Here is a 23,466-nt window from a genome sequence, read left to right as displayed (position 1 = left end):
AGGCCAAGGTCGTTTCGCTGGCGCATCGCGTCGGAGCGGTGCTGCTCACCGTGCTGATGAACATGAACGCCTCCGCCGCCGGCGTGCGGCTGCGCACCGTCTGATAATCGCTGGACAGTCGCCGATGCCGGTGCGGTAGTATGGAACTTCCACTCCGCAAGGGATGGGCTTCCGCAGAGCGGACGATGAGGGGCCGATCGGTTTCGACTTCGTTTGTTGACGCGGGGGAAGCGTGCCGGTGCAGGCTGGAGACCACCGTAAGCGTCGCAGCAACCCTATAAGCGCCGATTCCAATCAGCGCGACTTCGCTCTCGCTGCCTAAGCAGCCAGGCGAGTCTGTCAGTCCGGGTTCGCCCTCGGCCCGGGTACTGGCATCAGCTAGAGGGATTCACCCCGCGGTGCGGTCGCGGTATCGCGGGGGACATCAAACAGCGACTGGGATCGTCATCCCGGCTCGTCCGTGAGACCGGGAGATCCGAGTAGAGACAGAGCGGACTGCGCACGGAGAAGCCCCGTAGAAATGACGGAGGACCCGGGTTCAATTCCCGGCGGCTCCACGAATCGGCTCCCACCTGAAATGCCAGGTGGGAGCCGATTTATCTTTGCGGTCGGCGTCTACATCGGTCGAGAGTTGCACGAAAGTTGCACATTCTCCTTCGCGAGCTCCGCCGCGGCGGCCCTCAGTCCTTCTCCCATCCGGTCCGCGACCTCCCCCAGGTCATCGTCGAACAGGTGCCCGTACGTGTCGAGGGTCATCGTCGCGCTCTTGTGCCCGAGCTGACGCTGCACGGTCTTCACGTGTGCGCCCGACGCGATCATCAGCGAGGCGGCGGTGTGTCGCAGCTCGTGCGCGGTTATGCGCGGGAAGGTAGCCAGCCCGACTGGCTCGCCGTCATCGCTGCGAGGAACGGAGGCCTCGACGCACCGCGCCACGGCCTTGGTGAACCAGTGCGTTGTGGTGGGAGGCCGCATCGGTTCGCCGTCTGGCCGAGCCCATATCAGCCCTGACGGATCTCTCTGCTTACCGATGACGGGGACCAGCAAACCCATCACCTCCGAGGGAACCGCGACCGTGCGCCGCTCCCACGTCTTGGGCTCGACGATGATGCTGCGTGCGTTCACTTTCGAGGCGCTGCGGGCGATGCGGATTCGGTTTCGGTCGGTGTCTACATCTCGGGGGCGCAGTGCTGCCAGCTCGCCCCAACGGATACCGGAGTACGCGAGCAGCATGATGATCTCCGAGTGACGTGAGACCTCGCTGGCCAGCGTGCGCACCTGGCCGTGCGTGAGGTACACGTGGTCACTGCCGGTCCGGCGGGGGAGAGGGATCCCACGGGCGGGGTTCGCCGAGATGCGCCGCTCGTCGCAGGCCTCCTCGAGGATCGCGAGGAGGACACCGTGGATGTCCTGAACCGTTGACGCCGCGCGGTCGAGGCGTGCGATCCAGTCCCTCACGTCGCTCTGTTTCAGAGAATTATCGCAGGTCAGAGGCTATGACTCCTTGCGAACGACGTCTCGACAACGGCATCATCGATGTCATCGGAAACACCTTCTAGCAAAGGAACTACATCATGGAGAACGCAACCACCACCATGCACATCACACCGCCGACGAGCTGCTCCTACAACGACCGCGCCGTCTACCACCTGCTGCTGGAGATCGCCGCCCACGACATCGAGGCGACGGCGCTCGAACTGCACCCCGCCGACGCCTACACCATCAGCCGGGGCGAGCGCCGCGCTGCTGTGTGGCCGACCGAAGCCGGCGACGCGCTGGAGTGGGAGCTCCTGAGCCTGCCTGCACGTGGTCGGTGGAAGGTGATCGAAGAGGGAGTGGGCAACGAATCCGACATGCGGGCAGCGGTGATCGACCACCTTCGCGACGCTCAGCTCTGACGCCAGCCGAGACGGTGGCGCATCTCCTTCGCGAGGTGCCCCGCCGCGTCGGCCGGAGCACAGGCGACCCCAGAACAAGGAGAACACCATGACCAAGAACAGCGCCGACAAGAAGTTCGTCCGCCAGCACGGCGTCCACGCCGTGCGAGTCGGCACCGCCGCCGTGCAGATCCTCGACAGCAGCTCTCTGAGCCCGTTCCGCCGTCGGATCACCCCGGCCGAGGCCGTCGCAGCCTCCTGGTATGCACGGTTTCGGTACGTCGAGGACGCGCTGGGATTGACCGGAGTCGCCGCGGCGCGTGAGGTCTGGGATCCGCACGTCTCCCTGGCGCACGCCGAGCTCGGGGACGCCGGCGCGCTGGTTCAGGAGTTCGTGCGTCGCCTCTGGCCCGTGATCCTGCTGCGCGCGGGGCAGATCGCCCGCGGTGAGAACGACCCGTACCTCGAAGCCTTCGGCGAGAACTACGACGGCTTCGCCGCCTGACCGGCATCGACGACAGGAATCAGGACCATGACCATCACCGTGCTTAGCCAGCCCGGATGTGCCGCCTGCCGGTTCGTCGAGAAGACCCTCGACGCGGAGGGCCTGCCGTACACGGTTCGCGACGTCCGCCAAGACCCCGCTGCGGAGGATCTGCTCCGAGGCATCTACGAGCGCCTCCGCCCGGGTCAGCACCCCAGCACGCCCGTCACAATCCTCGGTCCGGGCGACGTGGTGATCGGCCCCGTGATCCGCGACCGGCTCCGGGAACTGCGACGGGAGGAGGCCGCGTGAGCGCCGCCCCGCCTCCGCCGGAGTTCGTGACCCGCACCGAGGCCGCCCGACTGATCGGCTGGTACCCGCAGCGGGTGACGGCGGCCGTCCATCGACGTGATCTGCCGGCGTACCGCGTCGGCAACAGGATCCTGCTAAAGCGCACCGACGTCGAGGCCTTCGCCGCCGAGCAGACGACGCCGAAGCCTCTCGACCCGAAGGAGGACCAGTGACCACGACGATCCCCGAGTTCACCGCCGAGCAGCTCGCCGAGGCCCTGCACGCCGCGACGCCGGTCGACCAGGCCGCCGTGCAGCGGTCGCGGGCCACCGCCGAGGCCGCCCTCGACGCGGCGTTCTTCCGCATTCGGACGGAGGCACCGTGAGCGAGTACGCCGGCCCCGCACAGCATCCGCATCTGCCGTGGTGGCGGCGCCTGTTCCTAGCCTGGCGCGGCCGTCGCTAGGCCCAATAAAGAAGGAGACCCTCATGTCCCAGCCCATCCCCGTCACCCTGATCGGCTCGAAGTTCCGCGCAGAGCCGTGGACCACGATCCTCCGCGACGGCGGGGTGGCCGTCACGCCGCCCGACGAGGTGACCGGCATCGCCGCCGCGGTCTGCCTCGGCACCGTGGCCCAGCTCCCCGAGCAGTTCATGGTGGTCTGGGTGCGGCCCAGCCCGTTCGAGGATGCGATGACGGACGCGCACCTGAGGATCGGCCGGCGCGACCCGCAGGAGGTCAGCGCGGCATTCCACGCCCTCGACCACGGCCTCCGGGTGGTCGGCGTCGTCGGCGAGGTCACCTCTTCGCCGCGCGAGACCGCCGCCGAGCTCCGCAACCTGCTCGCTACGGCGCAGGTGCGGGCCGCTTGACCCCGATATGCAACAGCCCCGGCCACACGGCCGGGGCTGTTCTTATGTGCGGGGGTAGTAGCTGAGGGCGACCCGTTGCGCCTCCTCCTCCGTGATCCCGAAGTCGTACGCCACCCGGGCTGCGGTCCCGCCGTTCTCGATGCGGTACGCGATCAATCGCCGCGCATCCCCGCTGAGCTGCTGCTTCTCCATTGCGCCGGTGTAGCAGCGCGGCGCCGGATCAGGCTGATGCGGCGCGGGCCTCGATCGCGATCGTGTTCCCGTCAGGGTCGGTGATGACGGTCGGGGCCGGGGTGACGCCGTAGGGATCGGGAACGGTGATTCCGATGCGGGTGCGGGTGACGGGCCTGTCGCCGGCGGGATAGAGCTCGAGCACGGTGCCGCCGTCCAGCGTCGTGGAGTAGTGCACCGGCCGGTTGACGCCGTGCTGCTCACGCTGGAACCACAGGCCGAGCGCGGACTCGTACCAGTCGCGGCTGGCGTCGGGGTCGGAGCAGTAGATGACGAGGTAGCTCAGGTTCATGACGTGAAGCATGCCCCTCGGGGCTGACGGAGCAGTGTTGATGTTATCAACACTGCTCCGATCGGATCCTGCCCCGCGCGGGGCTGACGGGATCAGGTGACCGCCGCCGGTAGTCTGGTTGACCTGCGACAACGCGAGCAATGTGCACAATGTACACGCTGCTCAGCGTTCACCCAGCAGCTCCCGGACCACGTCGACGCCCAGCTCCCGTTCCCATCGCCGGCGGCCACCGCGACGGCAGGCGTGGATGATGATCTCTCGCTCCCACGGATCGAGGCTCCGGATTCTCCTCTGCGCGCCTTCCCACTCGTTCACGTACCGGTGCACCGTCGCCACGCTGATGCCGAACTCCGCGGCCAACTGCTCGGGTGAGATGCCGTCGCGGACCGCGAGGGCGATGTCGCGGCGGACGCTCGGGTTGGGGGCGGCATGCTGGAACGGGGCGCGCTCGGTCGTGAGGTCACCATGTTGGCGCCGGCGCCGACATGGTGTGCGGGGCGCGACGCCACCTTCTTACTGGCCTTGCTACTGGTCTCGGTGAGATGGTCCGCGCGACTCGAACCTCAAGTCCAGGTGTACATCTGGGGCATACCTCAACACGACTGCGGCACGTTTTCTGTCAGTGCGTACATCTAGGGTCCGAACCGAGTTAATAGACAGGGTGTCAAGCGGGGTCTAGGGCCCAACGCGACACATCAAGCCGAGGAGGACATCAGATGGGTGAGCGGGTGGGGTATCGACGGGTCAGCACCGCTGACCAGAACACCGAGCGGCAGCTCGACGGAGTGGCGGTCGACCGCGTCTTCGAGGACAAGGCCTCCGGGAGGTCGACCGACCGGCCGGCGCTCGCTGAGGCGCTGCGGTTCCTACGCGACGGTGACACCCTCATCGTGCACAGCATGGACCGTCTGGCCCGCAACGTCGACGATCTCCGCCGTATCGTCCGCGAGCTCACCGGCCGCGGCGTGCGCGTGGAGTTCCTCAAGGAGTCCCTCACGTTCACCGGCGAGGAGTCGCCCATGTCGAACCTGCTGCTGAGCCTGCTCGGCGCGGTCGCTGAGTTCGAGCGGTCACTGATCCTTGAGCGGCAGCGCGAGGGCATCGCCCTGGCGAAGGCGCGCGGCGTCTACAAGGGGCGGAAGGCGAAGCTCACCACGGAGCAGGCCGAGGCTCTGCGGGAACGGCTCGCCGGCGGGGAGTCCGCGACGAAGCTGGCTGGGGAGTACGGGATCTCGCGGCAGTCGGTCTACAACTACCGTGCCGACGAGGTCGCGGCGACCTCCGCGTGACGGCTCCCCTCGCCCGGAACTCGCGACACTCCTCGAACGTGCACGCCCCGGCGACGTCATCGTTGTCGCCGCTGCGGACCGGCTCGACCGCGACGTCCTGAAATGAGCAAACACGGTCCGCGAGCTCCGGGGGGAAAGGCATCACCGTTCGCGCACTCCGCGAAGGCCTCAACTCATCCACATCTGTCGGCGAAGCGATGCTGAACCTGCTCATCGCCGTCGGCGGGGATCGAGCTCGCCTTCGGCAAGGAACGCCGCGCCGTGGGCCGCGCCGCCCGCAAGGCCCGCGGCCAGAGCATCGGCCGCCCCAAGGCCCTGACCGAAGCGAAGGCCGCGCAGCTGGTGCGACTAGTTTGGGCCGGCGAGCCGGTGGCGATGGCGGCGGAGGCGTTCGGGATCAGCCGCGCCTCTGCCTACCGGATCGTGAGGGACGCCGTGCTCGTGACGTCGGCGCGAGCTCAGTGATGGGTGGTTCGGTAGCCGGATCACTCCGCCGTGAGCGCACTGGGAGTCGAGGTTCTAATCGCCGGTCGAGGTACTGCGCCGGTCAGCGGTAGCCCACGTAACTATCTAAAGTAGTGCGCATCAGGTCGTCAAGAGCTTCGGCGAATCCGACAGTATGCTGCGTTACGGTCGCGTCTTGGAAATTGATCGCGACCGCCTCTCCACGCCGAAGGTTTGGCGAGACACATATTTCCGCCATGTGTAGAGTAGCTACTTTGTAGAGATTTTGGGGATCTATCGCAGCCTCCGGCCAATTGCCTGCCACATCCTCTTCGGTAACTTCATTCGACAGTAGCACCATTTCTTCAAGTGCCATCGGACCGTTCTCGACAGACGACAGGTATATTCCATTGTGAACGGAGCGTGCAAAATGTACGTAACTGTCCGGAAGAAAGCTCTCAACAGCTAGAGTGGCACCTCGGTATGGCGATTCACCCATCCAAATCTGGTCGAAACGACCCTCTTGGTAGCAGAGGTAGTACAGACTCTCGTCACCTACCTCCACCGCGACAGGATCCACGCTTACGATTCGGCGGCCGAATTCTTCAGCAAAAGATGGAAACATCTCCGAAATTAGACGTACATACTCCGTTGGAGCCGTCGCAGCCAAGGCCGGAAACGCTGTCGCAATTTCAGACCTATCGGTAAGAATCCTGGCCTTGATCCCCGATTGCGCGAGGCGATCTACAGTTGTCATTCGTCGCTACTGACCTTTCACTAGCTGTGAGATAGCTTCTAGCAGAGCCTGTCGAGCAGAGTTTTCCAGTTTCGTTTGAGCCGCGACGAACGCCGGGTTGTTCGCCCATCTAGTCACGTCAACCGCCGAGTTTCCACCCTTTCCTTGATTATCGGGGGTCGCCATCCACTGCAGATTTCTCATCCAGTTTATCAGGTCGTAGACTTGAGCCGCGGATAGATCCTTAAATCCAGGCAGGCCAACCATCTGAATAAGCGGGATGATATGATCTGCCGAAACATTAGGGAGCCCATTTCTCCGTGCTGTGATCGGCTGCTCCGGTGTCGCAGGATTATCATCCCCAACGCTAGGTCGCCTAATTCCTTGTAACGAAATATCGTTGGCTGCCGTGATTTGCGGAGTGAATGGCCTCAGCAGATTAGCAAGCTGACTATTGCTCAGTTTGCCTTCTCTGAAAAGTTTCATCCATTCCGCAATTTTCTCAAGAGTGCCATCTCCCGGGTTGGCCTGGAATGGCGGCGTGAAGTCCTTAGGATCGTACTCACGTTTCCCGCTTGATTCTCCAGGTTTCTTCGTCTCGCCTGGCTTGCTTGGGGCGCCTTGTTTAGGCGGCGCGGGGTTCGTGCCGCCGTTGCTGGCGCTGGGTGCGGAGCCTGTGCCGGGTTGTGGTGTGGTGCTGGGGCGTGGTGGTTGTGGGATGACGGGGAGGCCGGTTTCGGGGTCGATGCGGCCAGGTGTGGGTAGTTTGCCGGGGTCGGGTGGCGTGGTGGGTTTGGGTGTAATGGGTGGTCGGGGTTGTCCGGGCAGGGGTGTGCCGGGGTCTGCAGGCGTGGGGAGATCAGTTCCGGGGTTCTGTCCTGGAGGTAGAACGATCGGGGGTGTGGGCTTGGGTGGTTTGTTCCCATCTCCGTTTCCTCCACCTTCCTCGTCGCCGGGGCTGGTGGGCGCGGTGGTGCCGGGGTTTCCGGTCGTGGGTGGAGCCATTCCCCGTTCGGGTCCTCGGGTGAGGCCGACGATCCCTTCGAGATACTTCCGGAGGATATCCGGAAGGATCGCGATCAGCCCGGGAAGGCCGATGAGGAATTGTTCAATGTTTCGAATGATTTCCGCGATCCAGTCGAGAAACGGTTTGATCAGGCGGTTGAAGATGTCTTGAAAGAGCTTCGCGAGGGCGTTCGCGAGTGGCCATAGGAACGAGAAGATCCCGGGGACTCCGCCCGGCTGCGGGTATCCCTCACCGTCGGGACCGCCGAAGTTGACGGGGGTGATGTTGTTGCCTGCACTGCCGGGCATCGGAGTCGGTGTGGAACCGCTACCACTGCCGGTGCCCGCCCCCTGTCCTGGCGAGGTGCCAACCGACCCGCCCTGCCCGCCTGATGTGCTCGGGCTCGGGCTCGCGGACGAGCTTGGGCCGCTTCCGCTGTTTCCGGATCCAGTCGATGGAGGCTGCATCGGCTGATGCGAAGGTGGGGCGTCAGCGGTATTCGGCGCGGCCGGTTCCATGTCGCCGGATGGGCTCGGGTTGATTTGCGCGGAGCTGTAGTACTCGCTGCTGGCTTTGGTGGCGGTGGTGGTGTCGGTGGTGGTGTCGGTGAGGGTTTCGGAGGATAGCTGTGAGGCGACTGCGCCGGGTGTGGGGCGTCGTCGGGTTCTGCCGCCTGCCATGATGCCTGTCGCTTCAGCGACGAGGTACGCCCACGACGGGGCGCCGTCCTTGTTCTCGCCGTCACCATTGTCGGGGCCGGTGCCGCTGTTGTTGCTTGAGTCGCCGTTGCCGGGGCCGCCGGGTGCGCCCGCGCCGTTGCCGGCTCCGGGGACCGCGCACTGCGATTCGGTCTTGGTGACCGTGACGGTGGGGCTGCTGGGCTGCCCGGACTGGGTCTGCCCGGGCTGCTGCTGACCGGTCTGGTCGGGTCGCCCGGGTGCGGTCGTCTGGACAGGACTTTGATTCTGCTGTCCTTGCCCGTTGCCCTGCGGCTGCTGCCCCTGCTGGCCGCCGCCTTGGCCGGGTTGTTCGTTGCCGGGGATGTTCGGGGCCTGCTGCCCGGAGGTGCCGAACTCCGGGGTTTGGGCCTGGATTCCGGGGCCGTTGTCACCGCCCCGCGCAGGGGAGGTCGCGATGCCCTGCTGGTCCTGACCGCCCTGCTGACCCGGCTGCTGTCCGGGAGCGGTGGCCTGCCCTGTCGGCGGCGCGAACGTCAGGTCCGGTCCAGTGGGCCCACAAGTCGCGGGCCCTCCGCCGGGGCACGGCGCCGCGGAGGCGACACCACTGCCTGCGGTGGTGGCGGCGAAGCCCATCATCCCGACCGCGACCACGATCCCGGCAACGGCGGCGGCGGCGCGCACCTGCGCGGGTGCGGGTGCGCCGACACCGGCCTCGCGAAGCTTGCTCAGGCCGGCGAAGAGGATCTTGCCGACGATGACCATGACGAGCCAGAAGGTCAGGAACACCACCGGCACCGGCGTGAACCGCGGGGCTTCGATGGAGAACAGGACACCGCCGATCAGGCCGGCGAGGCCGATGATCGTCAGGAATGCGCCCTGCAGACGCTGCTGCAGCACCGTAGGCGACGAACTGTCGGGCGCGCTTGCGGTCGGCTCGCTCGCGGCTCGGGCATGGCGCGGGCTACCGGGCGGCAGCGGCGCGGGCTGCGGTTGCCGCGGGGTGGGTGTGGGCATCAGAACACTCCAAAGTGCAGGGAATCGGATCGGAGATTCGGCGAAGTGCCGGTTGATGGATGCCAAGCTTCCACACGATCCGGGCTTGTCAACCGCCGAATCTGACTAAACACGCGTTTCCGCTGGCCAGGGAGGGTGTGTTTAGTGGTGTTTAGTGGGGTGACTAAACACGGCACCCCGGTTTGGGGCTTGTTTAGTGCCCCACTGAACAACGCAAATCGCCCATAATCGCGGGGCGAGGTGGTCGCTGAGGCGACCTCGGATGCGAACCGGATGCGGGCTGTTGGGCGGATGTGCATTGCTGGCCTCATGCGGTGACGGCGCCGAGGCCGAGGATCATGACGATGAGCGTGATGAAGACGGCGGCGATCATCTGGTGCACGCGCAGGGTGTGCAGGGATGCGGCTTGGGACGCAGTCCAGAACTCGGTGGCGGTGCCGGGTGGGATGTGTACGGTGGTCGCCGCTCCGAACCGGAACGCCTCTCCCGCTGCGGGATCGTCGGTCGCGGGTGCGAGGGCGATAAGGGCCTCGCCGGTCAGGGTCAGCCGCACGTAGTCGTAGAGCCATGGCGGGGCCTGCTCGCGGTGGCCCAGCGGTGGGCGTCCTGCTCGAGCGCGCTGCGCGCGATCAGCACGGGGCGGGCCTGCTGCACCCAACTCGACAGGCGCGGCCAAGCGTCGACGAGGCGTAGGTCGGTCAGTCGCAGCTGGCCACCGTCCTCGTCGTCGCGCCCGGGGCTCAGAACGCCGAGGTCGACGAGCTCCGCTGCGAGGTGTTGCGCGCCGTCCGCAACGTTCACAACGCGTGGTGCGAGGTCCCCTGTCGACGAGACCGCGACACAACTCAGCAGCAGAAGCCGCACGTCTTCCATGCGGGCGGGCTCTGTGGTGTCTGCGTCGGTCGCCCAATGCTCGGCGGCGGTCGCGATCTGGGTGAGCACGGGCAGTGCGGGGTCGCGGCCGGTGGCCGTGGTGAACAGGTGCTGCCATTGCCGCACCGTCACCACGTCGTCCCCGGCCGCACTCTCGGTGGTGGCGCGGGCGGTCAGCCACACCAGCATCGGTTCGATGGTCTCGAACTCAGCCGGCAGGTGTCGTCCAGTGCGCCAGTTCGACACCGTCGCAGCGCTGACCCCGACGGCCTCCGCAACGGCCCGCACCGTCGGGGAGCCGGCGAGCGTGAACAACCGGCGCAACGCCGAGGCGAAGACCGCGGCGTCGTCGCCGGCCTGTTCGGGGTGCGCGGGGGAGGTCATTATCGGGCGCCGGTGCGGGCGGCGTTCCACACCGCGCTCGCGCCGCCGACGACGAGGTTGCTGGCGAGCATCATCACGAGCACGAAGACCACGAACACCAGCGGCATCGTGAACCGCTCACCCCAGGCGTTCAGGTGGGAGACGGCGAACCCGCAGCCGATCAACATCACCAACCCGACCACCAGCCCAGCAGCCTTCCGCGCGAGGGCACGCAGCTCCTCGTCGGCCGCCTTGCCTTCCGACTCCGCGCTACTCCCAGTAGCCACCGGTGCCGGCGAGGAAGTCGGCGCAGCGGCTTCAGGTGCAGCCGCTCGTTGCTGCACAGGGAGATGTCGGGTCTCGTCCGCGGACATGGGCCAACCTTTCGGTACGCTTACGACATCACGGCACATCCAGGTGGATTGTCGCCATCCGCCCGAACCTGACCGTAGCGGATACTCATCGCCCAGGCGTACCAGGGATTCGATATCACCCACCTCGCTGTGTGCCTACAGAGAAGCTCGTTCGTCTCCATAGCGCCCTAATGGTCGCGACCTAAAAGATCTGGCGGGGAACGCTTCGCCTGTCGTGGCTATCGATACGGCGGCCATACCGCACCGCTCTCGCAGGAGCCCTACGACGGCCAGCGCCGAGATGTACGCGCTCGGAGTTCGAACAACTGTGATCGATCTGTTATCGACCCGGATTGCAGATCGTGTGTCCATTGTGGTGCTATTGGGACTGTTGTTACAGATGTGACATTGCTGATTGACTTCACCTGGGGGAACCTGACCATGCACCCTGCAGATCACGCTCACTCGTCCCGGCTTCCGCGGACGCTGATCGGTCTGTGCGCCGCCGCGACCATCGCCATCACGGCAGCACCGGCCGGTGCGGCACCGGCACCGGCGCCCAAGCCGGCCCCCGCGGCGGCGACCGCGAAGCCCGCCACCGCCCCGGCGGCGGTGACCCCGCCGCCGGCGCCGCGGATGCGGGTCCCGGTGCCCGGGCAGATCCGCGACGGCGAGTTCGCCGACACCAGCCGCGAACTGATCACCCGCGACGGCTGGAAGGTCACCGTGAGCAAGTTCGGGGAGAAGCTCGATTCCGTCCCGCCGCTGAACAGATCGCCCCAGAGCTTCGAAGGCTTCAGCTCCGTCGGCGGTGAGGCGAAGATCGAAGCCGCCTACCCGAACGACCCGAAGCGCAAGCCCAGCAGCAAGATCAAGTCCGCAACGCTGACCACCGGTACACAAATCGGCTGCGCCGTCACCGCCGACAGCCTCACCGTCGGTGGGTCGCTGTCGAACGCGACCACCGCCTCGATCACCCCGACCGTCACCGCGTCCGGCACCGTCACCGGACAAGGACAGGGCGGCTCCAACGGCGGCTCCGGCGGCGGCAGCGTCTCCGGCACCGGAACCGGCTCATTGTCGGGCACCCTGTCGGACACCGTCACCGAGACCGGAAGCATCTCCGGAGTTCTCAAGCCCGGCACCACCAAAGACATCCCCTACGCCAAGAAGGCCGTCGTCGGCCCCAACGCCCAGGTCATGTCCCGCGACATCCGCATCGCCGTCGACAACTGCATCGGCGGCGTCCAGGTCCGCACCTACGCCACCGTCGCCATCAGCACCGACGCCACCGACGACACACTCACCACCTTCGGCAAGCCCATCTTCCTGACCCGTCCCGAGCAGAACCGCTAGGCACCCGCTGAGCTCGCGACTCGGAGGCCCGTCACCACGTTGTTGGTGACGGGCCTCTCGTCCGTGTCCGCAGCGCGTCGGCCACCTGCCCTCGGCTGGTTCTGCCAATCTGGATAACGCCTCGCTCACCATGCCGCGCAGCTAATCTCAGCTAGTGACCGACGACGAGCCGATCGAAGGCGGGCAGCGCCTACCCAATTGGGTTGAGCACGAATTCGCCCGCCGCCGCGACTATTGGCGAGTGCTCCGCAACGGCGGCGTGATCTCGGCGGACGAGGAGGCCGAAGCGATCCGCCGTGAGACAGAGGGGCTACCCGAATAGCGCATCATCCCCGCACCGGATTCAGCGAAGCCCGCCACCACCACGGTGACGGGCTTCGGTGTGGACTCGGTCAGGCGGCGAACCTCTCGACCAGCGCTGCGCGCTGACGCTCGCCGAGGCCGGCGACGCGGCGGTTCTCCGCGATCTCCAGCTCAGTCATGATCTCGCCGGCCTTGACCTTGCCCACCTTCGGCAGGGCCTGCAGCAGCGCGGAGACCTTCGTCTTTCCGACTGCCGGCTCATCCGCACGGCCGAGGACCGCGGAGAGGGTGGTCGCCCCGGTCTTGAGCTGGTTCTTGATGGCGGCTCGGGCGTTACGAACGGCGGCGGCCTTGGCGAGTGCGTCGGCGCGCTGCTCGGGGGTGAGGGTGGGGAGTGCCATGGGGGAGCTCCTCCTAGTTGCTGGACTGTCTGAATTGACGTTAGCGAAGGAGTCCGACAGGTTGGCGCTAGGTGGTGGTGTCGTCGTTGTCGTCGCCGTGGCCGGCGACGGCGACGTCGAAGTCCCGGCGGTAGATCCACACGGTTCGTTGGTCCTGTTTGTCGCGGAGTTGGAACCGCCACCCGGCACCTCGCTCGCGGCGCTCTGCTCGACGAGCCAGTACCTGCCATCACGCCAGACACGGTCGCCGACACGGACGGTGGATGCGATCTTGCGGTACGACACCCCAGCGACGGTACTGGAAGATCCGCTGCACCCTCCGGGGTGAGCCGTGTCGGACGACCCGCCGTCGAATGCGGCTCCTGCAAGGGATAGTTTACGAGGGTGATTGATCTGCGCCGTGACGGCGACGTCCTGACCATCGAGATCCAGCGGCCGGAGCGCCGCAACGCCCTGACTGCCGAGCTGCTCGACCGTCTGCGCGACGCGGTCGGCAGCGCCGCCGGCGAAGGGGTCAAAGCGATCGTCCTGACCGGGCAAGGCACCGCGTTCTGCTCCGGCATCGACCTCTCCGGTGACGGTGCCGCCTCCGCGGAAGATCTCATCGCCGATCTGCAAGGGCGGGCGGTGATCTTGAACAAGACCATTGACCACGCACCGATCCCGGTGATCGCTGCGATCAACGGTCCCGTCATCGGCGCCGGCATCCCCTTGGCGATCATCTGCGACCTGCGGGTGGTCGCACCGCAGGCGTACTTCCAGGTCCCGGTCGCCAAGTACGGCCTCGCCCTCGACACCTGGTCGATCCGCCGACTGACCTCCCTCGTCGGATACGGACGAGCGCGGGCAATGCTCCTCGGCGCACAGAAGCTGCCCGCCGACGAAGCGCTCCTCACCGGGCTGGCCAACCGCATCGGCGACCTCGCCGACGCCCAGCAGTGGGCGCACGAGATCGCTGCCCTGGCCCCTTTGTCGATCCAGCACGGCAAGCGAGTCCTCAACGACGACGGTGCCTGGGATACCGAAACCGATCAGCACAGACAGCTCTTCGACGCGGCATGGAGCAGTGACGATGCCGTCGAAGCGCAAGTCGCCCGTTTCCAGAAGCGCAGCCCCACCTTCGAGGGCCGCTGACCCAGGCAGTGCACGGCACTCAGCGGTGCACCTGAAGATTTGTGATGTCGGACACGCAAGCCTTGCCTCGCCGCGACACCCCCCGCCGACTCCGCCTAATGTTGGATTCAATATCCATGTTGGCGGATCTGATTGGGGATCGTTATGTCACGCACGATCAAGTTCATCGCGGCGACGGCCGTCGTCGTGACGGTTGGGGCTGGTCCCGTCGCTGTTGCGCACGGTGAACCTGGGGGTGGCGGCTCGGGCTCTCATGACTCGAGCAAGCCCGGCGACAACAAGAGCAAGGACAAGGACAAGGATCGCGATCGGCCAAGTCGTGATCGCGACTCCGACGGGCCGAAGCCGACGAGCCCCAGCAGCGCCGCGCCGACTGCCGAACCTTCACCACCGTCGACGCAGCCGCAGCAACCTTCCACGAGCGCGACCGCGATTCCGGACTTCCCTGACCCGAACTCCGGATCCGACGACAACCCCGCCGCCGCCGAACCGGCCGGGGAGTCCCCGCAGCCACCGAGCCCCGCCACGCCGACCTCGCCATCACCGACCACCTCAACCGTGCAGGTCGGCAGTGTCGGTGGCACCCCGGACCTGCCGGGCTCGGCCGTCCTCAGTGAGACGTTGCCCGCCGGTGGCCAGGCGTCTCGATCCCCGTACCACCTGGGAACCGATCGGGTCTTCTCCATTGCCCCCGGCACAGCCGGACCGTTCCCCGGTGGAGACCCACGCACCGCACCACGCACGATCGACCCCAACACCAACACCGGCGCAACCGCAGGATGGTCCGGCAACCTCATCGTCCCCAACGCACTCGGCAAAACCGGCGGGGCCCTCCCTGGCCCCGGCGGCGGCCGCTCCGAAACCATCCGGATCCCCACCGCCCCCGGAGAACTACGCGTCCCCGGCAAAGGCGGACGCCTCCCCGAAATCGGCGTCGAACGCATGGTCCGCCTCCGCGTAGTCAAAGCAACCCCGATCGGCACACGAGCCGTCACCACCACACTCGGCGACACCGAAACCCTCGTCCGCTACCAGTTCCAGTACGAGATGCAAACCCAATACGTCGGAACACTCGGCGGCAACCCCACCATCACACCCGGCCCATCAGACTGGGCCCCCATCACCACCGACGGCGTCATCGCCCTCGCCCAAGCCGGAGTCCCCCTACCCACACTGAAATAGAATGCCTGGTGACAGCAGTCGTGACCACCACACGCCCGAGCGACGATGGTCGGCGCGATGAGGGTGGAGGAAGCAGCGCTGGCGTCCGCGTTGCAACGCGCGTTCGGCGAGGCGGGCAACCTCGACATCGACGAGGTCGCAGCCTCGGGCGCAGGGCTGAACCGAGAGCAGATCACCGACTGGCGAGCCGGCCGCAACCCGCCCGCCACGTTCCGCGAACTCGAACCTCTCATCGCCTACCTTCAGGTCGCCGCCGCCACCGCCACGCAGGTGAATAGAAGGCATCGACTGCGCGAGGTGACCGCCTGGCCGACGGTGCGGTGGCGACACCTCTGGGAAGCAGCGACTAATACCTAACCAGCAGAGTGCTCTACGGACACCCGCACGCACGCACGCCGCAACGCCACCCGCGAACTCGCCCGCCGTCTCGTAGCGATCGAGCGGATCCGGCGCCAGCACCGCTCCGAGTGCGACGCCGACATCCCACGGAGTCCGCAATGCCGAGCGGGTTGAGCGCGGGCGCCAGGTACGCCACCACCGTGTTGCTGGCGGCATCGAACCCACTGAGGATCCCGACGCCGAGCGCCTCACCCGCCGAGTTCACAACGAAGATCGGAGCAACGCGCGGATGCGCTCGCCGTCGTGGCCTACCGTCTCCGCGCCGCGACCGAGTTGCGGCGCACGTGACGGTGGCCGCCGCTACCCTGCGCTCATGGACGGGATGCTCGCCGATACACAGCTCCGCGTCTACGTGCGCGACCTCCTCGGCGGCGAGCTCCTCGCCTCTCCCGCCGAGGAGTGGCTCAACGTCTACGCCGCCGGGATCAACGAGGCGATCCAACTGTGGCAGGCGAGCCTGGGCGGCACCATCGCGATTACCGGCACCCCGGAGCAGGGACGGGTCACCGTCAACGACGCCGACCGTGTGATCGTGCTCGACGAGCAGTGGTGGGCGGTCGCCGTAGATCGGGACGGAATCCCGATTTCCGAGGCGGCCGGCGATAGGCTGTGACCTTGCAGCGCAGCGGGTTCGAACAACGCTAGCCGTGCCCGATCCGGGTGCGGCGGATGTTGTCACCGAGGAGAACCCCATGCACGCCCTGTCCCGCGTCCTTTTGGTCGCTGAGGTCGATGACGCCGCTGAGATCGTCGCCGTGCTCACCGCGTTCGCAGGTGCCGACCACGTGACGTGGCTGCTGTACACCCACGGCGATGGCTCCGAAACGGAGGCGACGACACTCCGGGGCGGTGAGACCACCGTCGACGTTGCGATCGGTCCCCGGGCCCTGCCGGCAGTGCTGGAAGTGCTGGTGCCGGACCTGCCGAGTGCACTGGAACGCGCGCTCGGGGTGGGGTTCTCGGCAGCGACGTGGCCCGCACGGGGAGTTCTCGAGGAAGTCACTGTTGTCGCCGGCGGGATGCAGATCACCGCGGTGAGCAAAGCCGCGCTGATCGATCGTCGCGGCGTGTAGACCTCCCGCGCGCGCGGCTACTGGGGTCCAGGAGGAACCGAGTGCCGCAGCGCACTGCCGTCGAATTCAGATAGCGACTGTTGCAGGCGAGCCTGACAATGAAGGGCATGCGTTCCCTCATCCAGCAGCTCGAACTCGAACTGATGTCCCCGCCTGTGCGCGCGGACGCCTCGAGGCTGCGGGCGTTGCTGCATCCTGACTTCGTGGAGATCGGTCGCTCCGGCCGGCGGTGGACACGAGATCCGATCATTGAATCGCTACTGGCCCATCCGCGCGGGCGCGGACCCGTGGTGGACGAGTGGGACTTCACCAGCGTCACGGAAGGGCTAATCCTGGTCACCTACCGAACGGACGACGGTGATCGGGTCAGCCGCCACTCGTCGCTCTGGGACACGGCCGGTCCGACGCCTGTGATGAGGTTCCACCAGGGAACGGTTGTGCCCTGAGCACGGCAATCACTTGCCGTCCGCGAGCGCTCATCTCGCCGAGCCCGCCCGCGACGACACGGCCACTCGCATCCCCAGCTCGCGCACCGCGACTCCGCCGAGCACCAGGACAAGGACCACGAGGATTGGCAGTTGCGGTCCACCGACGCCGAGGTAGCCGTCCCTGTGCGCGAGCGCCCACAGGATGATCAGCCCACCGGTCACCGTCGCGAGCACCATCCCGACACCCCGCCACAGTCGCCGCACGAGCACAGCCTGCACCACGGCCGCGATCACCGTTACCACCAGGGCGGCGAGCCAGATCGTCGTGAGGACGTTCGCCTGCGCGAATGGATCCCGCCATCCGCTATCTGCGAACGTAAGCGGCGAATAGGCCGTCCAGCCCGGGTCGGAGGTGACCATCGTCCAGTAGCGACTCGATCCACCTGGAATAGTCATCCCCAGCTCCGCCATCAGGCGAGCGACGACGAACACCCACCAAGCGGAGTGACCTGTGACCGCCGCGGTTCGCTCAGCTCTCATCGCCATCACTCCAACGGATCGCTCAGCTGCAGGTACGCAGTCCACGTTCCCTCCTCGTCGCGCGATTATGAACAGGATGCTCCCCAATGAATCTGAACACGCGGCGCAGCAACGCATCAGCTCTGTCTCTTCGCTGGTGAGGCTCCCAACGGCTCGACCTAGTCGCCGAAGATGCCGCCAGCGGCCTCCGACATCGCCGCAACGGCAGCGAACCCGACCAATCCGGCCACCACCATCCCCACCCACAGCACCCAACGCAGCACTGCTGTCCAACCGCGTCCGGGCTCGTACGGTTCATCGGTCGGGCCCACGAACCGACGACCGGCCTCAATGATCACGCACGCCACGCAGACCCCGACCGTTACGGCGGCACCTTCGACGATCCCCACACAAACCGCTACTCCCGCAGCGGTCGCGAAGCCCGCCGCGCCAACCCAGAGCACGCCGCGTGTACGTGACAACGCTTGCAAGGGACTCAACAGATCGCCATCGAAGCGCACCTTGAGCACCCACGCAGACAGCAACGCCGCATACGCTGTCGCGACCGCGTCAGCAGCGAATGCCGGGACCGTATAGCTCACGCGTCTAGTATGTCGGATCACGCCTTCAACTTAGAATCACGGAATGGGTTGGAACTTCTCCGTACTGCACCTCGCGCCACCTGCTGCGCACCTCGTCGAGCTCGGTGAAGAGCGGTTCGTCGACGCGGACAGTGAAGTCGACGCTTGGGCACGCGCCTCCGCCGCCGGCCTCACTATCGTGAGCCGGTCCATCTTCGACACCGACGCCGTGGAGGAGCTCGCGACCAAAACTCACGCTCGGATCGTGATGGCAGTCTTCAGCAGCGTGGCGAGCACCTACCTTCTGGACGTCTACGAGACCGGAAACCGCATCCGGCGCATCATCAAGACAGAAGATGCCCCTGCAGATGGTGACGGCGCACCACTGCCGGAGGAGGCGCATCCTGATGTCATCAACGCACCGTACGACGAGGACAAGTACGCCGCTCTCCTCGCTGCTACCGGAAGATTCGACATTCGCGTGATCGACCCGGGGCTTTTCCGCAGGGTGCTCTCGCCAACCTTGGTCTGACTGGTCGGGGCGGTCGTTGTGCATACCACCGGTGGCCGTGTGAAAGCGGAGCCGGAATCCGCCCATACCTTCATCTCGCCGCCATTCCCGCTGATTGTGCGGCAGCTAGTGCGCGCCAGTTGGTGCGCATCCGGCTTCGCCACGGCTACCCATAAGAACAGCGATATCGGCACGTCGCCGACTACGGCTAAACGCAGTGCCGATACCGTGCGAAGCGCACGTCGCCCAATCCCAGAAACGCAGCCCCACCTTCCACGGCCGTTGACCGGATCGGCGCGCCTGTTCTTTCCGATGTCTCTGGTCGGTGGATCGTCCGATGGCCGCCCAGTTGAGGGCGGCCATCGAGCTTCCAACAGGTTCCCCAGAGTGCTTCGTGCGCGGCCAGGCCGGTCGGTGCTGCTTGTTAGTTGACGACCGTGGTCGGAGCGGTGCGCAGCGCTGCGGGCTCCGATGTGAACACGGCGATCTCCTCGGCGGCGACCGCACGCCGCGGATCGACCCGCACGCCGCCCTTGTTGGTGGTGGCCAGCCGCAGTCCGCCGCCAGCGCGGGCCAGTACATCCCGCAGGCTCACATACATGGTTGCCTGGCGGGCGGCCGGTACGCGATCATCGGTCGCTTCGGTGGCGATTCCCACTGCTGCTCCATCGGAGAGGCGCATCAGCGGGCCGCCGCTGTCACCGGGGCGGGACTTGATGTCGGTCAGAATCCGGTTCGGTGTCACTGCGCGCACCACGCCGCATCGCCATCCCGAGCTGATTCCTTGCTGGCACACCCGATCTCCCACCCGGGCATCGCCAACCACGCTCTGTCGCACAGGCCCGCGCGTTGATACTGTCGGAACCGACGGCAGCAAGTCCACCACCGCCCAGTCCGGCGAGGTGAAGTCGTTCTCCGGCGGGTTCGATGACTGCGACACCACGCCCACCTGGCGTAGCGCGCCCGTGCGTCCCGGTGTCGGAGCCCCCACCAGCTGCCCCCGGCGGCCACAATGCCCCGCAGTCACAGCAACCCGGCGACCATCAGGCCGCTCCGCCACGAAGCCCACCGTGCAATCACTCGCGCGAACGCGCCCGTCTGCGCGCCGCTCCTGCACCACGCCGATCTCCGAACCGGGCCCCACCACCGGCATCGCCGCGCGCGCACTACCAGGCGCGGGTGAGGGTGCGGCGGAAGCTGTCCCGGGCGCGGCAAGGCTGACCAGGGCAGCAGGGGCGGCTACCGCCAGGATGGCGGCGCGAGAGAGGTGTCGCATCAGTTTTTCTCCAGTCATCGAATCGGTAGGAACCAGGTGGGTCATTAGCGGCGATCGAATCGCGCGCCGAGCGGGTTCGTGTTCAGCACACCGAAGACGATCCAGGTGAAGTAGTTGACCAGTGGAACGAACGAGAGCAGATACAGCCAGCCGGAGAGGTTCGCATCGTGCAGGCGGCGGACTGACACTGCGATCCACGGCACCAGCAGCGCCAGGCCGACCAGAATCATGATCAAACCGACGACGCCTGCGGCGGCGTCTCCGTCACCACCGGTCGCAGTGGCGATGATGCCTGCGATGAGCGCGACCACGATGACGAGGAGGAAGTTGACCAGGGCGGCCCACCAGTACTCGCTCTTGGACGCTCGCCCCGAGAAGTTCGTGTAGTTGCGGAAGAACCGGCTCGTGCCCTGGCCGAACGTTGCACCGTAGAGCGGCAGTGTTAGGTCGTTGGGGTCCTGCGCGCCAGGGTTCGCTCCCGGTCCGGGGAACCCGCCGTAGCCTCCCGCCGCGGGATACGCGGGCGGGTAGGGCTGCCCGGCGAACGGCTGTCCCTGCTGCGGATGTCCGGCGCCGAACTGCTGCCCGGACTCTCCTTGACCGCCATACGGCGGTTGTCCATACGTCACTAGCATTCCCCCTGAGTGTGCGTAATCATCCGTGGAAGCGGCGAGGTCGAGGTGGAGAGCCACCGGCAGAGCCACGTCAGCAATGTAACACTTGAAGAAGATGAATTTCTACGGTGTTGATCCGGCTGTCGCTAGAGATGTGCCGCTGATTCCCATAGTTGCCGCCACCGAGGGGTTGGCCATGTGGTCACCTCGCGAATTCGATGCCGGCGACTGACCTGCGAGGTGGCGGCAGCTGCCACCTGGAGGTAGGCGATGAGGGGTTCGAGGTCCCGGAAGGCGGTGGGGAGGTTGCGGCCGGTTCGCCAGTCGGTGATCTGTCGTGCGCTGACGCCGATCCCCGAGGATGCGATCTCGTCGATGTCGGGGCTGCCGGCCTCGGCGAAGGCGCGCTGCAGTGCGGAGGCCAGTGCTGCTTCCTCGACCCTCACCGCGCCGCCTGAGCGAGGGTCCGGGCTCGTGTTACCACAGCATCACTATAATTGAGATTCACATTGATGCAACAAATAGTGTCGCGGCTGCCGGACGAAGCGGTGGGCGGAGCGGGTTGACAACTCCCCGACTGACCTGCGCGCATCGACTTCGCACCGCTGTGCCCGCTTGTGGGGAGTTCGTCGTGTGCCGGCACGGACAACGTGGGGGAGACGGTGGGGTTCGCCGCGCTGCAGGTCAGCTCCGACGGCTGCGCGTGCCTGTGCTGCCGGTACATGTGGACCCCGGACTACTTCACGCACCTCGCGCGCACCATCGGCTGCGCGGTCCCGGCCGGCGTCCTCGAGTGACCTTGATCGCCCTGGCTTGATCCTCAAGACCCCACAGTGCGGCACGCTATGTCAAATTTCGACTTACAGTTGTGCCATCATGTGCGGTAGCTACCAGCCAGAAGGAGTCTCGCCGTGAGAACTCGAATCGCCGTTGTGCTCGCGACCGTGCCCCTCGCGGCCAGCATGGTTCTCGCGTCAAACGTGCCTGCAGCTACAGCGCTTCCATGCCCGGACGGCTCGATGACGTGCGGTCCAACGGCCCCAACGTTCGACCCGACACCCGGTGGAGCGGCTAACACCACCGCTCCGCAGGCGCCGCAGACAACCGTCCCGCCTGCGACAGGCGGCGGACTACCGCAGGCTCCTACGCAGACGTCCCCCAATACTGGTGGCAACATTCATGTCCAAACGCCTGATTTCGGTACAACCGCTCCGCCGCCGGACTGCATCCTCAACTGCGAACCGACGCCGACTGCTCAGCCGTCGCCAACCGCGCCTACAACGGGTGTGCGACCGACGACAACCCCGAACCGCCCCGAGCCAACCACTTCGCGCAGCTCCACCCAGACTGTCAAGCCTCACGATCCACCGAAACAATCCGACGTCACCGAAGTTGGCAGAAATAAGAACTCAATCCAATGTTTGGCCGCCGAATCTGCGGCTGCGGATGGTGATCCGATTCCTGGGCTAGCCAACTTTGTGGATCTAGGGGTTGCGAGAGCACTGTCGGATAAGGTGGTCGTTACGGTCGTGCCTGTCGACGGTGCGGTTGCCGAGGCAACCGGATTCACGAGCGGTCAGCTGAACACTCTGATCGATTCCGCGATGGCGAACTGGAACCAGGCCGGCAGTACGACGTTCGTGCGAGGAACTGCCGCCGCCGGTGACTCAACGCTGCGAATATCGTTCGACCAGGCAGGAGGCGGCGTGATCGCAGACACTGCGGGACAACAGCCATCGTCGATGGTGATCCACCTCGGAGCCCTCAAGGGTTTTCTGGGGAACGATGCTCGGATGACGCAGATCGTCACCCACGAGATGGGGCACACGCTCGGAATCGGACACACTTGTCCCGGTAGTGTGATGGATGGATCGGGGCGTCCGGGAATGTCGCTTTCGCCGCTTGACATCGCTCTCGCAATACAAGGAAAGGCGAGCTAACATGAAGATGACGAATTCAATAACGGGAATCGCAATTACTGTTGGCGTGATGGCGCTCGCGGGATGCAACGGAAACACGGATCCGCAGCCCAGCGTCGGATCGTCATCATCTGCGATCCAGAACGTTTCTTGCTCAATCAATTCTGACTACCTCATCGATCCGGAGGATAAACGTCAGGTTGCTGGTGTTTCAGGGAACGTCCTCATCGGCAAGGTGGCCGAAAAGACCGGCGAAAAGACCGATGGGGCAGCAAGTCGGACGACCTTCCGTGTGGACAACCTCCGCAACATGAAGGGTGATCTCGCCCCGAGCGTGACCATCTACCAGACTGGAACCGCTGCATGCCCGAACGCTGACGTTCCATTGCTCGAGGCGGGACAGTACTACGTCCTTGCACTCGACTCTGTTGGGCCCCCGCAGAAGCTCATCAAGGCGTACGCGACCACCCAGGACGCTGCTGAGACGGCCGCGCGCGATCTCAATCAGGCGGGCGGTGTCATTCGGGAGGTTGTTCAGGCCGTGTCCTGAGGTTCGGCACGTCGAATCAGCAGCCGGATAGGCCCTGTCCCGACCCCTCGTCTATCCGGGCTTGGAACGCTCAGCGCGACTGGTTGTATGCGTCGACGATCGCCTGGGGGATCCGTCCGCGCTCGGATATTTCGTGTCCCGCGGACTGGGCCCAGGCGCGGATCGCCTTGGTCTGTTCGCGGTCGAAGGTGGTGCGTGGGTCGACTGGTTTACCTGCGCGTTTCTTGCGTCCTCCGACGCGTTGTGCTGCGTCGATGAAGGGGCTGATCGCGTGCCGGAACCGGTCAGCGTTCTCGGTCGCGAGGTCGATTTCGTAGTCGATTCCCTCGAAGGTGAAGGCGATCGTGTGGTCGGCCTCGAGTTCGGGGTTCATGTCGTCGACGACCACGGTGTTTACTTTCCGCGCCATGCGATGCAC

37 protein-coding genes and 1 other RNA gene are annotated in these 23,466 nt (G+C 66.0%); 22 read left to right on the top strand and 16 right to left on the bottom strand.

Annotation, left to right across the window (positions count from 1 at the left end):
• Nucleotides 1-189 precede the first annotated feature (189 nt).
• Nucleotides 190-560: a transfer-messenger RNA gene (ssrA, locus tag ACLQ3K_RS06720) on the top strand.
• A 55-nt stretch (nucleotides 561-615) separates the two neighbouring features.
• Here ssrA and ACLQ3K_RS06715 read toward each other — a convergent pair.
• A complete protein-coding gene (locus ACLQ3K_RS06715; protein ID WP_425998010.1) occupies nucleotides 616-1,455 on the bottom strand; it encodes a tyrosine-type recombinase/integrase in 840 nt (279 codons plus the stop codon).
• A 116-nt stretch (nucleotides 1,456-1,571) separates the two neighbouring features.
• Here ACLQ3K_RS06715 and ACLQ3K_RS06710 point away from each other — a divergent pair, with 116 nt between their 5' ends.
• The 6 genes from ACLQ3K_RS06710 to ACLQ3K_RS06685 all read left to right on the top strand — a co-directional run bounded on the left by ACLQ3K_RS06710 (nucleotide 1,572) and on the right by ACLQ3K_RS06685 (nucleotide 3,521).
• Complete coding sequence (locus ACLQ3K_RS06710; protein ID WP_425998008.1) at nucleotides 1,572-1,895, top strand: hypothetical protein; 324 nt, start codon at nucleotides 1,572-1,574, stop codon at nucleotides 1,893-1,895.
• An 88-nt stretch (nucleotides 1,896-1,983) separates the two neighbouring features.
• Nucleotides 1,984-2,379, top strand: a complete 396-nt coding sequence (locus ACLQ3K_RS06705) for a hypothetical protein (protein WP_425998006.1) — start codon at nucleotides 1,984-1,986, stop codon at nucleotides 2,377-2,379.
• A gap of 27 nt (nucleotides 2,380-2,406) precedes the next feature.
• Complete coding sequence (locus ACLQ3K_RS06700; protein ID WP_425998004.1) at nucleotides 2,407-2,670, top strand: glutaredoxin family protein; 264 nt, start codon at nucleotides 2,407-2,409, stop codon at nucleotides 2,668-2,670.
• Nucleotides 2,667-2,882 (top strand): helix-turn-helix domain-containing protein, encoded by a 216-nt coding sequence (locus ACLQ3K_RS06695; RefSeq protein WP_425998002.1) that lies wholly within the window; start codon nucleotides 2,667-2,669, stop codon nucleotides 2,880-2,882. Before ACLQ3K_RS06700 ends, ACLQ3K_RS06695 begins: the two co-directional genes overlap by 4 nt.
• Nucleotides 2,879-3,034 (top strand): hypothetical protein, encoded by a 156-nt coding sequence (locus ACLQ3K_RS06690; RefSeq protein WP_425998000.1) that lies wholly within the window; start codon nucleotides 2,879-2,881, stop codon nucleotides 3,032-3,034. The genes ACLQ3K_RS06695 and ACLQ3K_RS06690 overlap by 4 nt, the downstream gene beginning before the upstream one ends.
• Nucleotides 3,035-3,137: 103 nt before the next feature.
• On the top strand, nucleotides 3,138-3,521 hold the full coding sequence (locus ACLQ3K_RS06685) for a hypothetical protein (protein ID WP_425997998.1): 384 nt from the start codon (nucleotides 3,138-3,140) through the stop codon (nucleotides 3,519-3,521).
• 42 nt (nucleotides 3,522-3,563) lie between these two features.
• Here ACLQ3K_RS06685 and ACLQ3K_RS06680 read toward each other — a convergent pair whose 3' ends face one another.
• The 3 genes from ACLQ3K_RS06680 to ACLQ3K_RS06670 form a co-directional block, all read right to left on the bottom strand.
• Nucleotides 3,564-3,713 (bottom strand): hypothetical protein, encoded by a 150-nt coding sequence (locus ACLQ3K_RS06680; RefSeq protein WP_425997996.1) that lies wholly within the window; start codon nucleotides 3,711-3,713, stop codon nucleotides 3,564-3,566.
• 28 nt (nucleotides 3,714-3,741) lie between these two features.
• Nucleotides 3,742-4,044 (bottom strand): VOC family protein, encoded by a 303-nt coding sequence (locus ACLQ3K_RS06675; RefSeq protein WP_425997994.1) that lies wholly within the window; start codon nucleotides 4,042-4,044, stop codon nucleotides 3,742-3,744.
• 162 nt (nucleotides 4,045-4,206) lie between these two features.
• Nucleotides 4,207-4,443 (bottom strand): transposase family protein, encoded by a 237-nt coding sequence (locus tag ACLQ3K_RS06670; protein WP_425998148.1) that lies wholly within the window; start codon nucleotides 4,441-4,443, stop codon nucleotides 4,207-4,209.
• Nucleotides 4,444-4,760: 317 nt separating this feature from the next.
• Between ACLQ3K_RS06670 and ACLQ3K_RS06665 the strand changes: the two genes are divergently transcribed.
• On the top strand, nucleotides 4,761-5,333 hold the full coding sequence (locus ACLQ3K_RS06665) for a recombinase family protein (protein WP_425997992.1): 573 nt from the start codon (nucleotides 4,761-4,763) through the stop codon (nucleotides 5,331-5,333).
• A 261-nt stretch (nucleotides 5,334-5,594) separates the two neighbouring features.
• On the top strand, nucleotides 5,595-5,798 hold the full coding sequence (locus ACLQ3K_RS06660; RefSeq protein ID WP_425997990.1) for a helix-turn-helix domain-containing protein: 204 nt from the start codon (nucleotides 5,595-5,597) through the stop codon (nucleotides 5,796-5,798).
• Between the two features lie 82 nt (nucleotides 5,799-5,880).
• On the opposite strand, the gene ACLQ3K_RS06655 is transcribed toward ACLQ3K_RS06660, so the two are convergent.
• From ACLQ3K_RS06655 to ACLQ3K_RS06635, 5 genes are all read right to left on the bottom strand, one after another.
• Nucleotides 5,881-6,534 (bottom strand): hypothetical protein, encoded by a 654-nt coding sequence (locus ACLQ3K_RS06655; protein WP_425997988.1) that lies wholly within the window; start codon nucleotides 6,532-6,534, stop codon nucleotides 5,881-5,883.
• Nucleotides 6,535-6,540: 6 nt separating this feature from the next.
• On the bottom strand, nucleotides 6,541-9,213 hold the full coding sequence (locus ACLQ3K_RS06650; RefSeq protein WP_425997986.1) for a hypothetical protein: 2,673 nt from the start codon (nucleotides 9,211-9,213) through the stop codon (nucleotides 6,541-6,543).
• A gap of 307 nt (nucleotides 9,214-9,520) precedes the next feature.
• Complete coding sequence (locus ACLQ3K_RS06645; protein ID WP_425997984.1) at nucleotides 9,521-9,766, bottom strand: hypothetical protein; 246 nt, start codon at nucleotides 9,764-9,766, stop codon at nucleotides 9,521-9,523.
• Complete coding sequence (locus ACLQ3K_RS06640; protein WP_425997982.1) at nucleotides 9,757-10,470, bottom strand: hypothetical protein; 714 nt, start codon at nucleotides 10,468-10,470, stop codon at nucleotides 9,757-9,759. The genes ACLQ3K_RS06645 and ACLQ3K_RS06640 overlap by 10 nt, the downstream gene beginning before the upstream one ends.
• Complete coding sequence (locus ACLQ3K_RS06635) at nucleotides 10,470-10,736, bottom strand: hypothetical protein (RefSeq protein ID WP_425997980.1); 267 nt, start codon at nucleotides 10,734-10,736, stop codon at nucleotides 10,470-10,472. The genes ACLQ3K_RS06640 and ACLQ3K_RS06635 overlap by 1 nt, the downstream gene beginning before the upstream one ends.
• A gap of 468 nt (nucleotides 10,737-11,204) precedes the next feature.
• On the opposite strand from ACLQ3K_RS06635, the gene ACLQ3K_RS06630 reads away from it, so the two are divergent.
• On the top strand, nucleotides 11,205-12,158 hold the full coding sequence (locus tag ACLQ3K_RS06630; RefSeq protein WP_425997978.1) for an MspA family porin: 954 nt from the start codon (nucleotides 11,205-11,207) through the stop codon (nucleotides 12,156-12,158).
• 154 nt (nucleotides 12,159-12,312) lie between these two features.
• Entirely contained in the window at nucleotides 12,313-12,480 is a 168-nt protein-coding gene (locus tag ACLQ3K_RS06625; RefSeq protein WP_425997976.1) for a hypothetical protein, read from the top strand.
• Between the two features lie 70 nt (nucleotides 12,481-12,550).
• Here the strand turns inward: ACLQ3K_RS06625 and mihF are convergent, their stop codons facing one another.
• Complete coding sequence (gene mihF / locus ACLQ3K_RS06620) at nucleotides 12,551-12,862, bottom strand: integration host factor, actinobacterial type (RefSeq protein ID WP_425997974.1); 312 nt, start codon at nucleotides 12,860-12,862, stop codon at nucleotides 12,551-12,553.
• On the opposite strand from mihF, the gene ACLQ3K_RS06615 reads away from it, so the two are divergent.
• The 7 genes from ACLQ3K_RS06615 to ACLQ3K_RS06585 all read left to right on the top strand — a co-directional run bounded on the left by ACLQ3K_RS06615 (nucleotide 12,861) and on the right by ACLQ3K_RS06585 (nucleotide 17,096).
• Nucleotides 12,861-13,190: a hypothetical protein gene (locus tag ACLQ3K_RS06615; RefSeq protein ID WP_425997972.1), complete on the top strand. Its 330-nt coding sequence runs from the start codon at nucleotides 12,861-12,863 to the stop codon at nucleotides 13,188-13,190. The two genes, mihF and ACLQ3K_RS06615, sit on opposite strands and share 2 nt — an antisense overlap.
• Nucleotides 13,191-13,246: 56 nt before the next feature.
• A complete protein-coding gene (locus tag ACLQ3K_RS06610; RefSeq protein WP_425997970.1) occupies nucleotides 13,247-13,996 on the top strand; it encodes an enoyl-CoA hydratase in 750 nt (249 codons plus the stop codon).
• A 144-nt stretch (nucleotides 13,997-14,140) separates the two neighbouring features.
• Nucleotides 14,141-15,178: a hypothetical protein gene (locus tag ACLQ3K_RS06605; RefSeq protein ID WP_425997968.1), complete on the top strand. Its 1,038-nt coding sequence runs from the start codon at nucleotides 14,141-14,143 to the stop codon at nucleotides 15,176-15,178.
• A gap of 57 nt (nucleotides 15,179-15,235) precedes the next feature.
• Nucleotides 15,236-15,535 (top strand): hypothetical protein, encoded by a 300-nt coding sequence (locus ACLQ3K_RS06600; protein ID WP_425997966.1) that lies wholly within the window; start codon nucleotides 15,236-15,238, stop codon nucleotides 15,533-15,535.
• A gap of 355 nt (nucleotides 15,536-15,890) precedes the next feature.
• The gene (locus ACLQ3K_RS06595) at nucleotides 15,891-16,190 is read left to right on the top strand and encodes a hypothetical protein (RefSeq protein ID WP_425997964.1); all 300 of its coding nucleotides are present in this window, start codon (nucleotides 15,891-15,893) and stop codon (nucleotides 16,188-16,190) included.
• 79 nt (nucleotides 16,191-16,269) lie between these two features.
• On the top strand, nucleotides 16,270-16,650 hold the full coding sequence (locus tag ACLQ3K_RS06590; RefSeq protein WP_425997962.1) for a hypothetical protein: 381 nt from the start codon (nucleotides 16,270-16,272) through the stop codon (nucleotides 16,648-16,650).
• Nucleotides 16,651-16,757: 107 nt separating this feature from the next.
• Nucleotides 16,758-17,096, top strand: a complete 339-nt coding sequence (locus tag ACLQ3K_RS06585) for a DUF4440 domain-containing protein (RefSeq protein ID WP_425997960.1) — start codon at nucleotides 16,758-16,760, stop codon at nucleotides 17,094-17,096.
• A 30-nt stretch (nucleotides 17,097-17,126) separates the two neighbouring features.
• Here ACLQ3K_RS06585 and ACLQ3K_RS06580 read toward each other — a convergent pair whose 3' ends face one another.
• Nucleotides 17,127-17,570: a hypothetical protein gene (locus ACLQ3K_RS06580; protein ID WP_425997958.1), complete on the bottom strand. Its 444-nt coding sequence runs from the start codon at nucleotides 17,568-17,570 to the stop codon at nucleotides 17,127-17,129.
• Between the two features lie 206 nt (nucleotides 17,571-17,776).
• Complete coding sequence (locus tag ACLQ3K_RS06575) at nucleotides 17,777-18,199, bottom strand: hypothetical protein (RefSeq protein ID WP_425997956.1); 423 nt, start codon at nucleotides 18,197-18,199, stop codon at nucleotides 17,777-17,779.
• A gap of 43 nt (nucleotides 18,200-18,242) precedes the next feature.
• Between ACLQ3K_RS06575 and ACLQ3K_RS06570 the strand changes: the two genes are divergently transcribed.
• Entirely contained in the window at nucleotides 18,243-18,710 is a 468-nt protein-coding gene (locus ACLQ3K_RS06570; RefSeq protein ID WP_425997954.1) for a hypothetical protein, read from the top strand.
• A gap of 403 nt (nucleotides 18,711-19,113) precedes the next feature.
• On the opposite strand, the gene ACLQ3K_RS06565 is transcribed toward ACLQ3K_RS06570, so the two are convergent.
• From ACLQ3K_RS06565 to ACLQ3K_RS06555, 3 genes are all read right to left on the bottom strand, one after another.
• The gene (locus tag ACLQ3K_RS06565; RefSeq protein WP_425998146.1) at nucleotides 19,114-19,842 is read right to left on the bottom strand and encodes a S1 family peptidase; all 729 of its coding nucleotides are present in this window, start codon (nucleotides 19,840-19,842) and stop codon (nucleotides 19,114-19,116) included.
• A gap of 167 nt (nucleotides 19,843-20,009) precedes the next feature.
• Nucleotides 20,010-20,669 carry a DUF805 domain-containing protein gene (locus ACLQ3K_RS06560; RefSeq protein ID WP_425997952.1) on the bottom strand — a complete coding sequence of 220 codons (660 nt, stop codon included), beginning with the start codon at nucleotides 20,667-20,669 and terminating at the stop codon, nucleotides 20,010-20,012.
• 56 nt (nucleotides 20,670-20,725) lie between these two features.
• Nucleotides 20,726-21,025 (bottom strand): hypothetical protein, encoded by a 300-nt coding sequence (locus ACLQ3K_RS06555; RefSeq protein ID WP_425997950.1) that lies wholly within the window; start codon nucleotides 21,023-21,025, stop codon nucleotides 20,726-20,728.
• Between the two features lie 171 nt (nucleotides 21,026-21,196).
• Between ACLQ3K_RS06555 and ACLQ3K_RS06550 the strand changes: the two genes are divergently transcribed.
• The 3 genes from ACLQ3K_RS06550 to ACLQ3K_RS06540 all read left to right on the top strand — a co-directional run bounded on the left by ACLQ3K_RS06550 (nucleotide 21,197) and on the right by ACLQ3K_RS06540 (nucleotide 23,048).
• The gene (locus ACLQ3K_RS06550; protein WP_425997948.1) at nucleotides 21,197-21,376 is read left to right on the top strand and encodes a DUF7340 domain-containing protein; all 180 of its coding nucleotides are present in this window, start codon (nucleotides 21,197-21,199) and stop codon (nucleotides 21,374-21,376) included.
• Between the two features lie 732 nt (nucleotides 21,377-22,108).
• On the top strand, nucleotides 22,109-22,519 hold the full coding sequence (locus tag ACLQ3K_RS06545; protein WP_425997946.1) for a M57 family metalloprotease: 411 nt from the start codon (nucleotides 22,109-22,111) through the stop codon (nucleotides 22,517-22,519).
• A 1-nt stretch (nucleotide 22,520) separates the two neighbouring features.
• The gene (locus ACLQ3K_RS06540; RefSeq protein WP_425997944.1) at nucleotides 22,521-23,048 is read left to right on the top strand and encodes a hypothetical protein; all 528 of its coding nucleotides are present in this window, start codon (nucleotides 22,521-22,523) and stop codon (nucleotides 23,046-23,048) included.
• A 70-nt stretch (nucleotides 23,049-23,118) separates the two neighbouring features.
• Here the strand turns inward: ACLQ3K_RS06540 and ACLQ3K_RS06535 are convergent, their stop codons facing one another.
• Nucleotides 23,119-23,457 carry a histone-like nucleoid-structuring protein Lsr2 gene (locus tag ACLQ3K_RS06535; RefSeq protein ID WP_425998144.1) on the bottom strand — a complete coding sequence of 113 codons (339 nt, stop codon included), beginning with the start codon at nucleotides 23,455-23,457 and terminating at the stop codon, nucleotides 23,119-23,121.
• Nucleotides 23,458-23,466 lie beyond the last annotated feature (9 nt).

This window comes from Tsukamurella sp. DT100, from assembly GCF_049844855.1.
In the GTDB taxonomy this organism is placed as follows: Bacteria; Actinomycetota; Actinomycetes; order Mycobacteriales; family Mycobacteriaceae; genus Tsukamurella.
Note: the sequence above shows the minus strand (reverse complement) of the source record. Positions and strands in the feature narration are given on the sequence as shown.

Bases quoted from the DNA above. Each gene is read 5' to 3' on its own strand.
- ACLQ3K_RS06705 (WP_425998006.1), top strand. From the start codon at position 1,984: ATGACCAAGAACAGCGCCGACAAGAAGTTCGTCCGCCAGCACGGCGTC.
- ACLQ3K_RS06605 (WP_425997968.1), top strand. From the start codon at position 14,141: ATGTCACGCACGATCAAGTTCATCGCGGCGACGGCCGTCGTCGTGACG.
- ACLQ3K_RS06680 (WP_425997996.1), bottom strand. From the start codon at position 3,713: ATGGAGAAGCAGCAGCTCAGCGGGGATGCGCGGCGATTGATCGCGTAC.
- ACLQ3K_RS06540 (WP_425997944.1), top strand. From the start codon at position 22,521: ATGAAGATGACGAATTCAATAACGGGAATCGCAATTACTGTTGGCGTG.
- ACLQ3K_RS06535 (WP_425998144.1), bottom strand. From the start codon at position 23,457: ATGGCGCGGAAAGTAAACACCGTGGTCGTCGACGACATGAACCCCGAA.
- ACLQ3K_RS06570 (WP_425997954.1), top strand. From the start codon at position 18,243: ATGGGTTGGAACTTCTCCGTACTGCACCTCGCGCCACCTGCTGCGCAC.
- ACLQ3K_RS06590 (WP_425997962.1), top strand. From the start codon at position 16,270: ATGCACGCCCTGTCCCGCGTCCTTTTGGTCGCTGAGGTCGATGACGCC.
- ACLQ3K_RS06615 (WP_425997972.1), top strand. From the start codon at position 12,861: ATGGGGGAGCTCCTCCTAGTTGCTGGACTGTCTGAATTGACGTTAGCG.
- ACLQ3K_RS06655 (WP_425997988.1), bottom strand. From the start codon at position 6,534: ATGACAACTGTAGATCGCCTCGCGCAATCGGGGATCAAGGCCAGGATT.
- ACLQ3K_RS06650 (WP_425997986.1), bottom strand. From the start codon at position 9,213: ATGCCCACACCCACCCCGCGGCAACCGCAGCCCGCGCCGCTGCCGCCC.
- ACLQ3K_RS06595 (WP_425997964.1), top strand. From the start codon at position 15,891: ATGGACGGGATGCTCGCCGATACACAGCTCCGCGTCTACGTGCGCGAC.
- ACLQ3K_RS06710 (WP_425998008.1), top strand. From the start codon at position 1,572: ATGGAGAACGCAACCACCACCATGCACATCACACCGCCGACGAGCTGC.
- ACLQ3K_RS06585 (WP_425997960.1), top strand. From the start codon at position 16,758: ATGCGTTCCCTCATCCAGCAGCTCGAACTCGAACTGATGTCCCCGCCT.
- mihF (WP_425997974.1), bottom strand. From the start codon at position 12,862: ATGGCACTCCCCACCCTCACCCCCGAGCAGCGCGCCGACGCACTCGCC.
- ACLQ3K_RS06640 (WP_425997982.1), bottom strand. From the start codon at position 10,470: ATGACCTCCCCCGCGCACCCCGAACAGGCCGGCGACGACGCCGCGGTC.
- ACLQ3K_RS06685 (WP_425997998.1), top strand. From the start codon at position 3,138: ATGTCCCAGCCCATCCCCGTCACCCTGATCGGCTCGAAGTTCCGCGCA.
- ACLQ3K_RS06700 (WP_425998004.1), top strand. From the start codon at position 2,407: ATGACCATCACCGTGCTTAGCCAGCCCGGATGTGCCGCCTGCCGGTTC.
- ACLQ3K_RS06665 (WP_425997992.1), top strand. From the start codon at position 4,761: ATGGGTGAGCGGGTGGGGTATCGACGGGTCAGCACCGCTGACCAGAAC.
- ACLQ3K_RS06600 (WP_425997966.1), top strand. From the start codon at position 15,236: ATGAGGGTGGAGGAAGCAGCGCTGGCGTCCGCGTTGCAACGCGCGTTC.
- ACLQ3K_RS06675 (WP_425997994.1), bottom strand. From the start codon at position 4,044: ATGAACCTGAGCTACCTCGTCATCTACTGCTCCGACCCCGACGCCAGC.
- ACLQ3K_RS06565 (WP_425998146.1), bottom strand. From the start codon at position 19,842: ATGCCGGTGGTGGGGCCCGGTTCGGAGATCGGCGTGGTGCAGGAGCGG.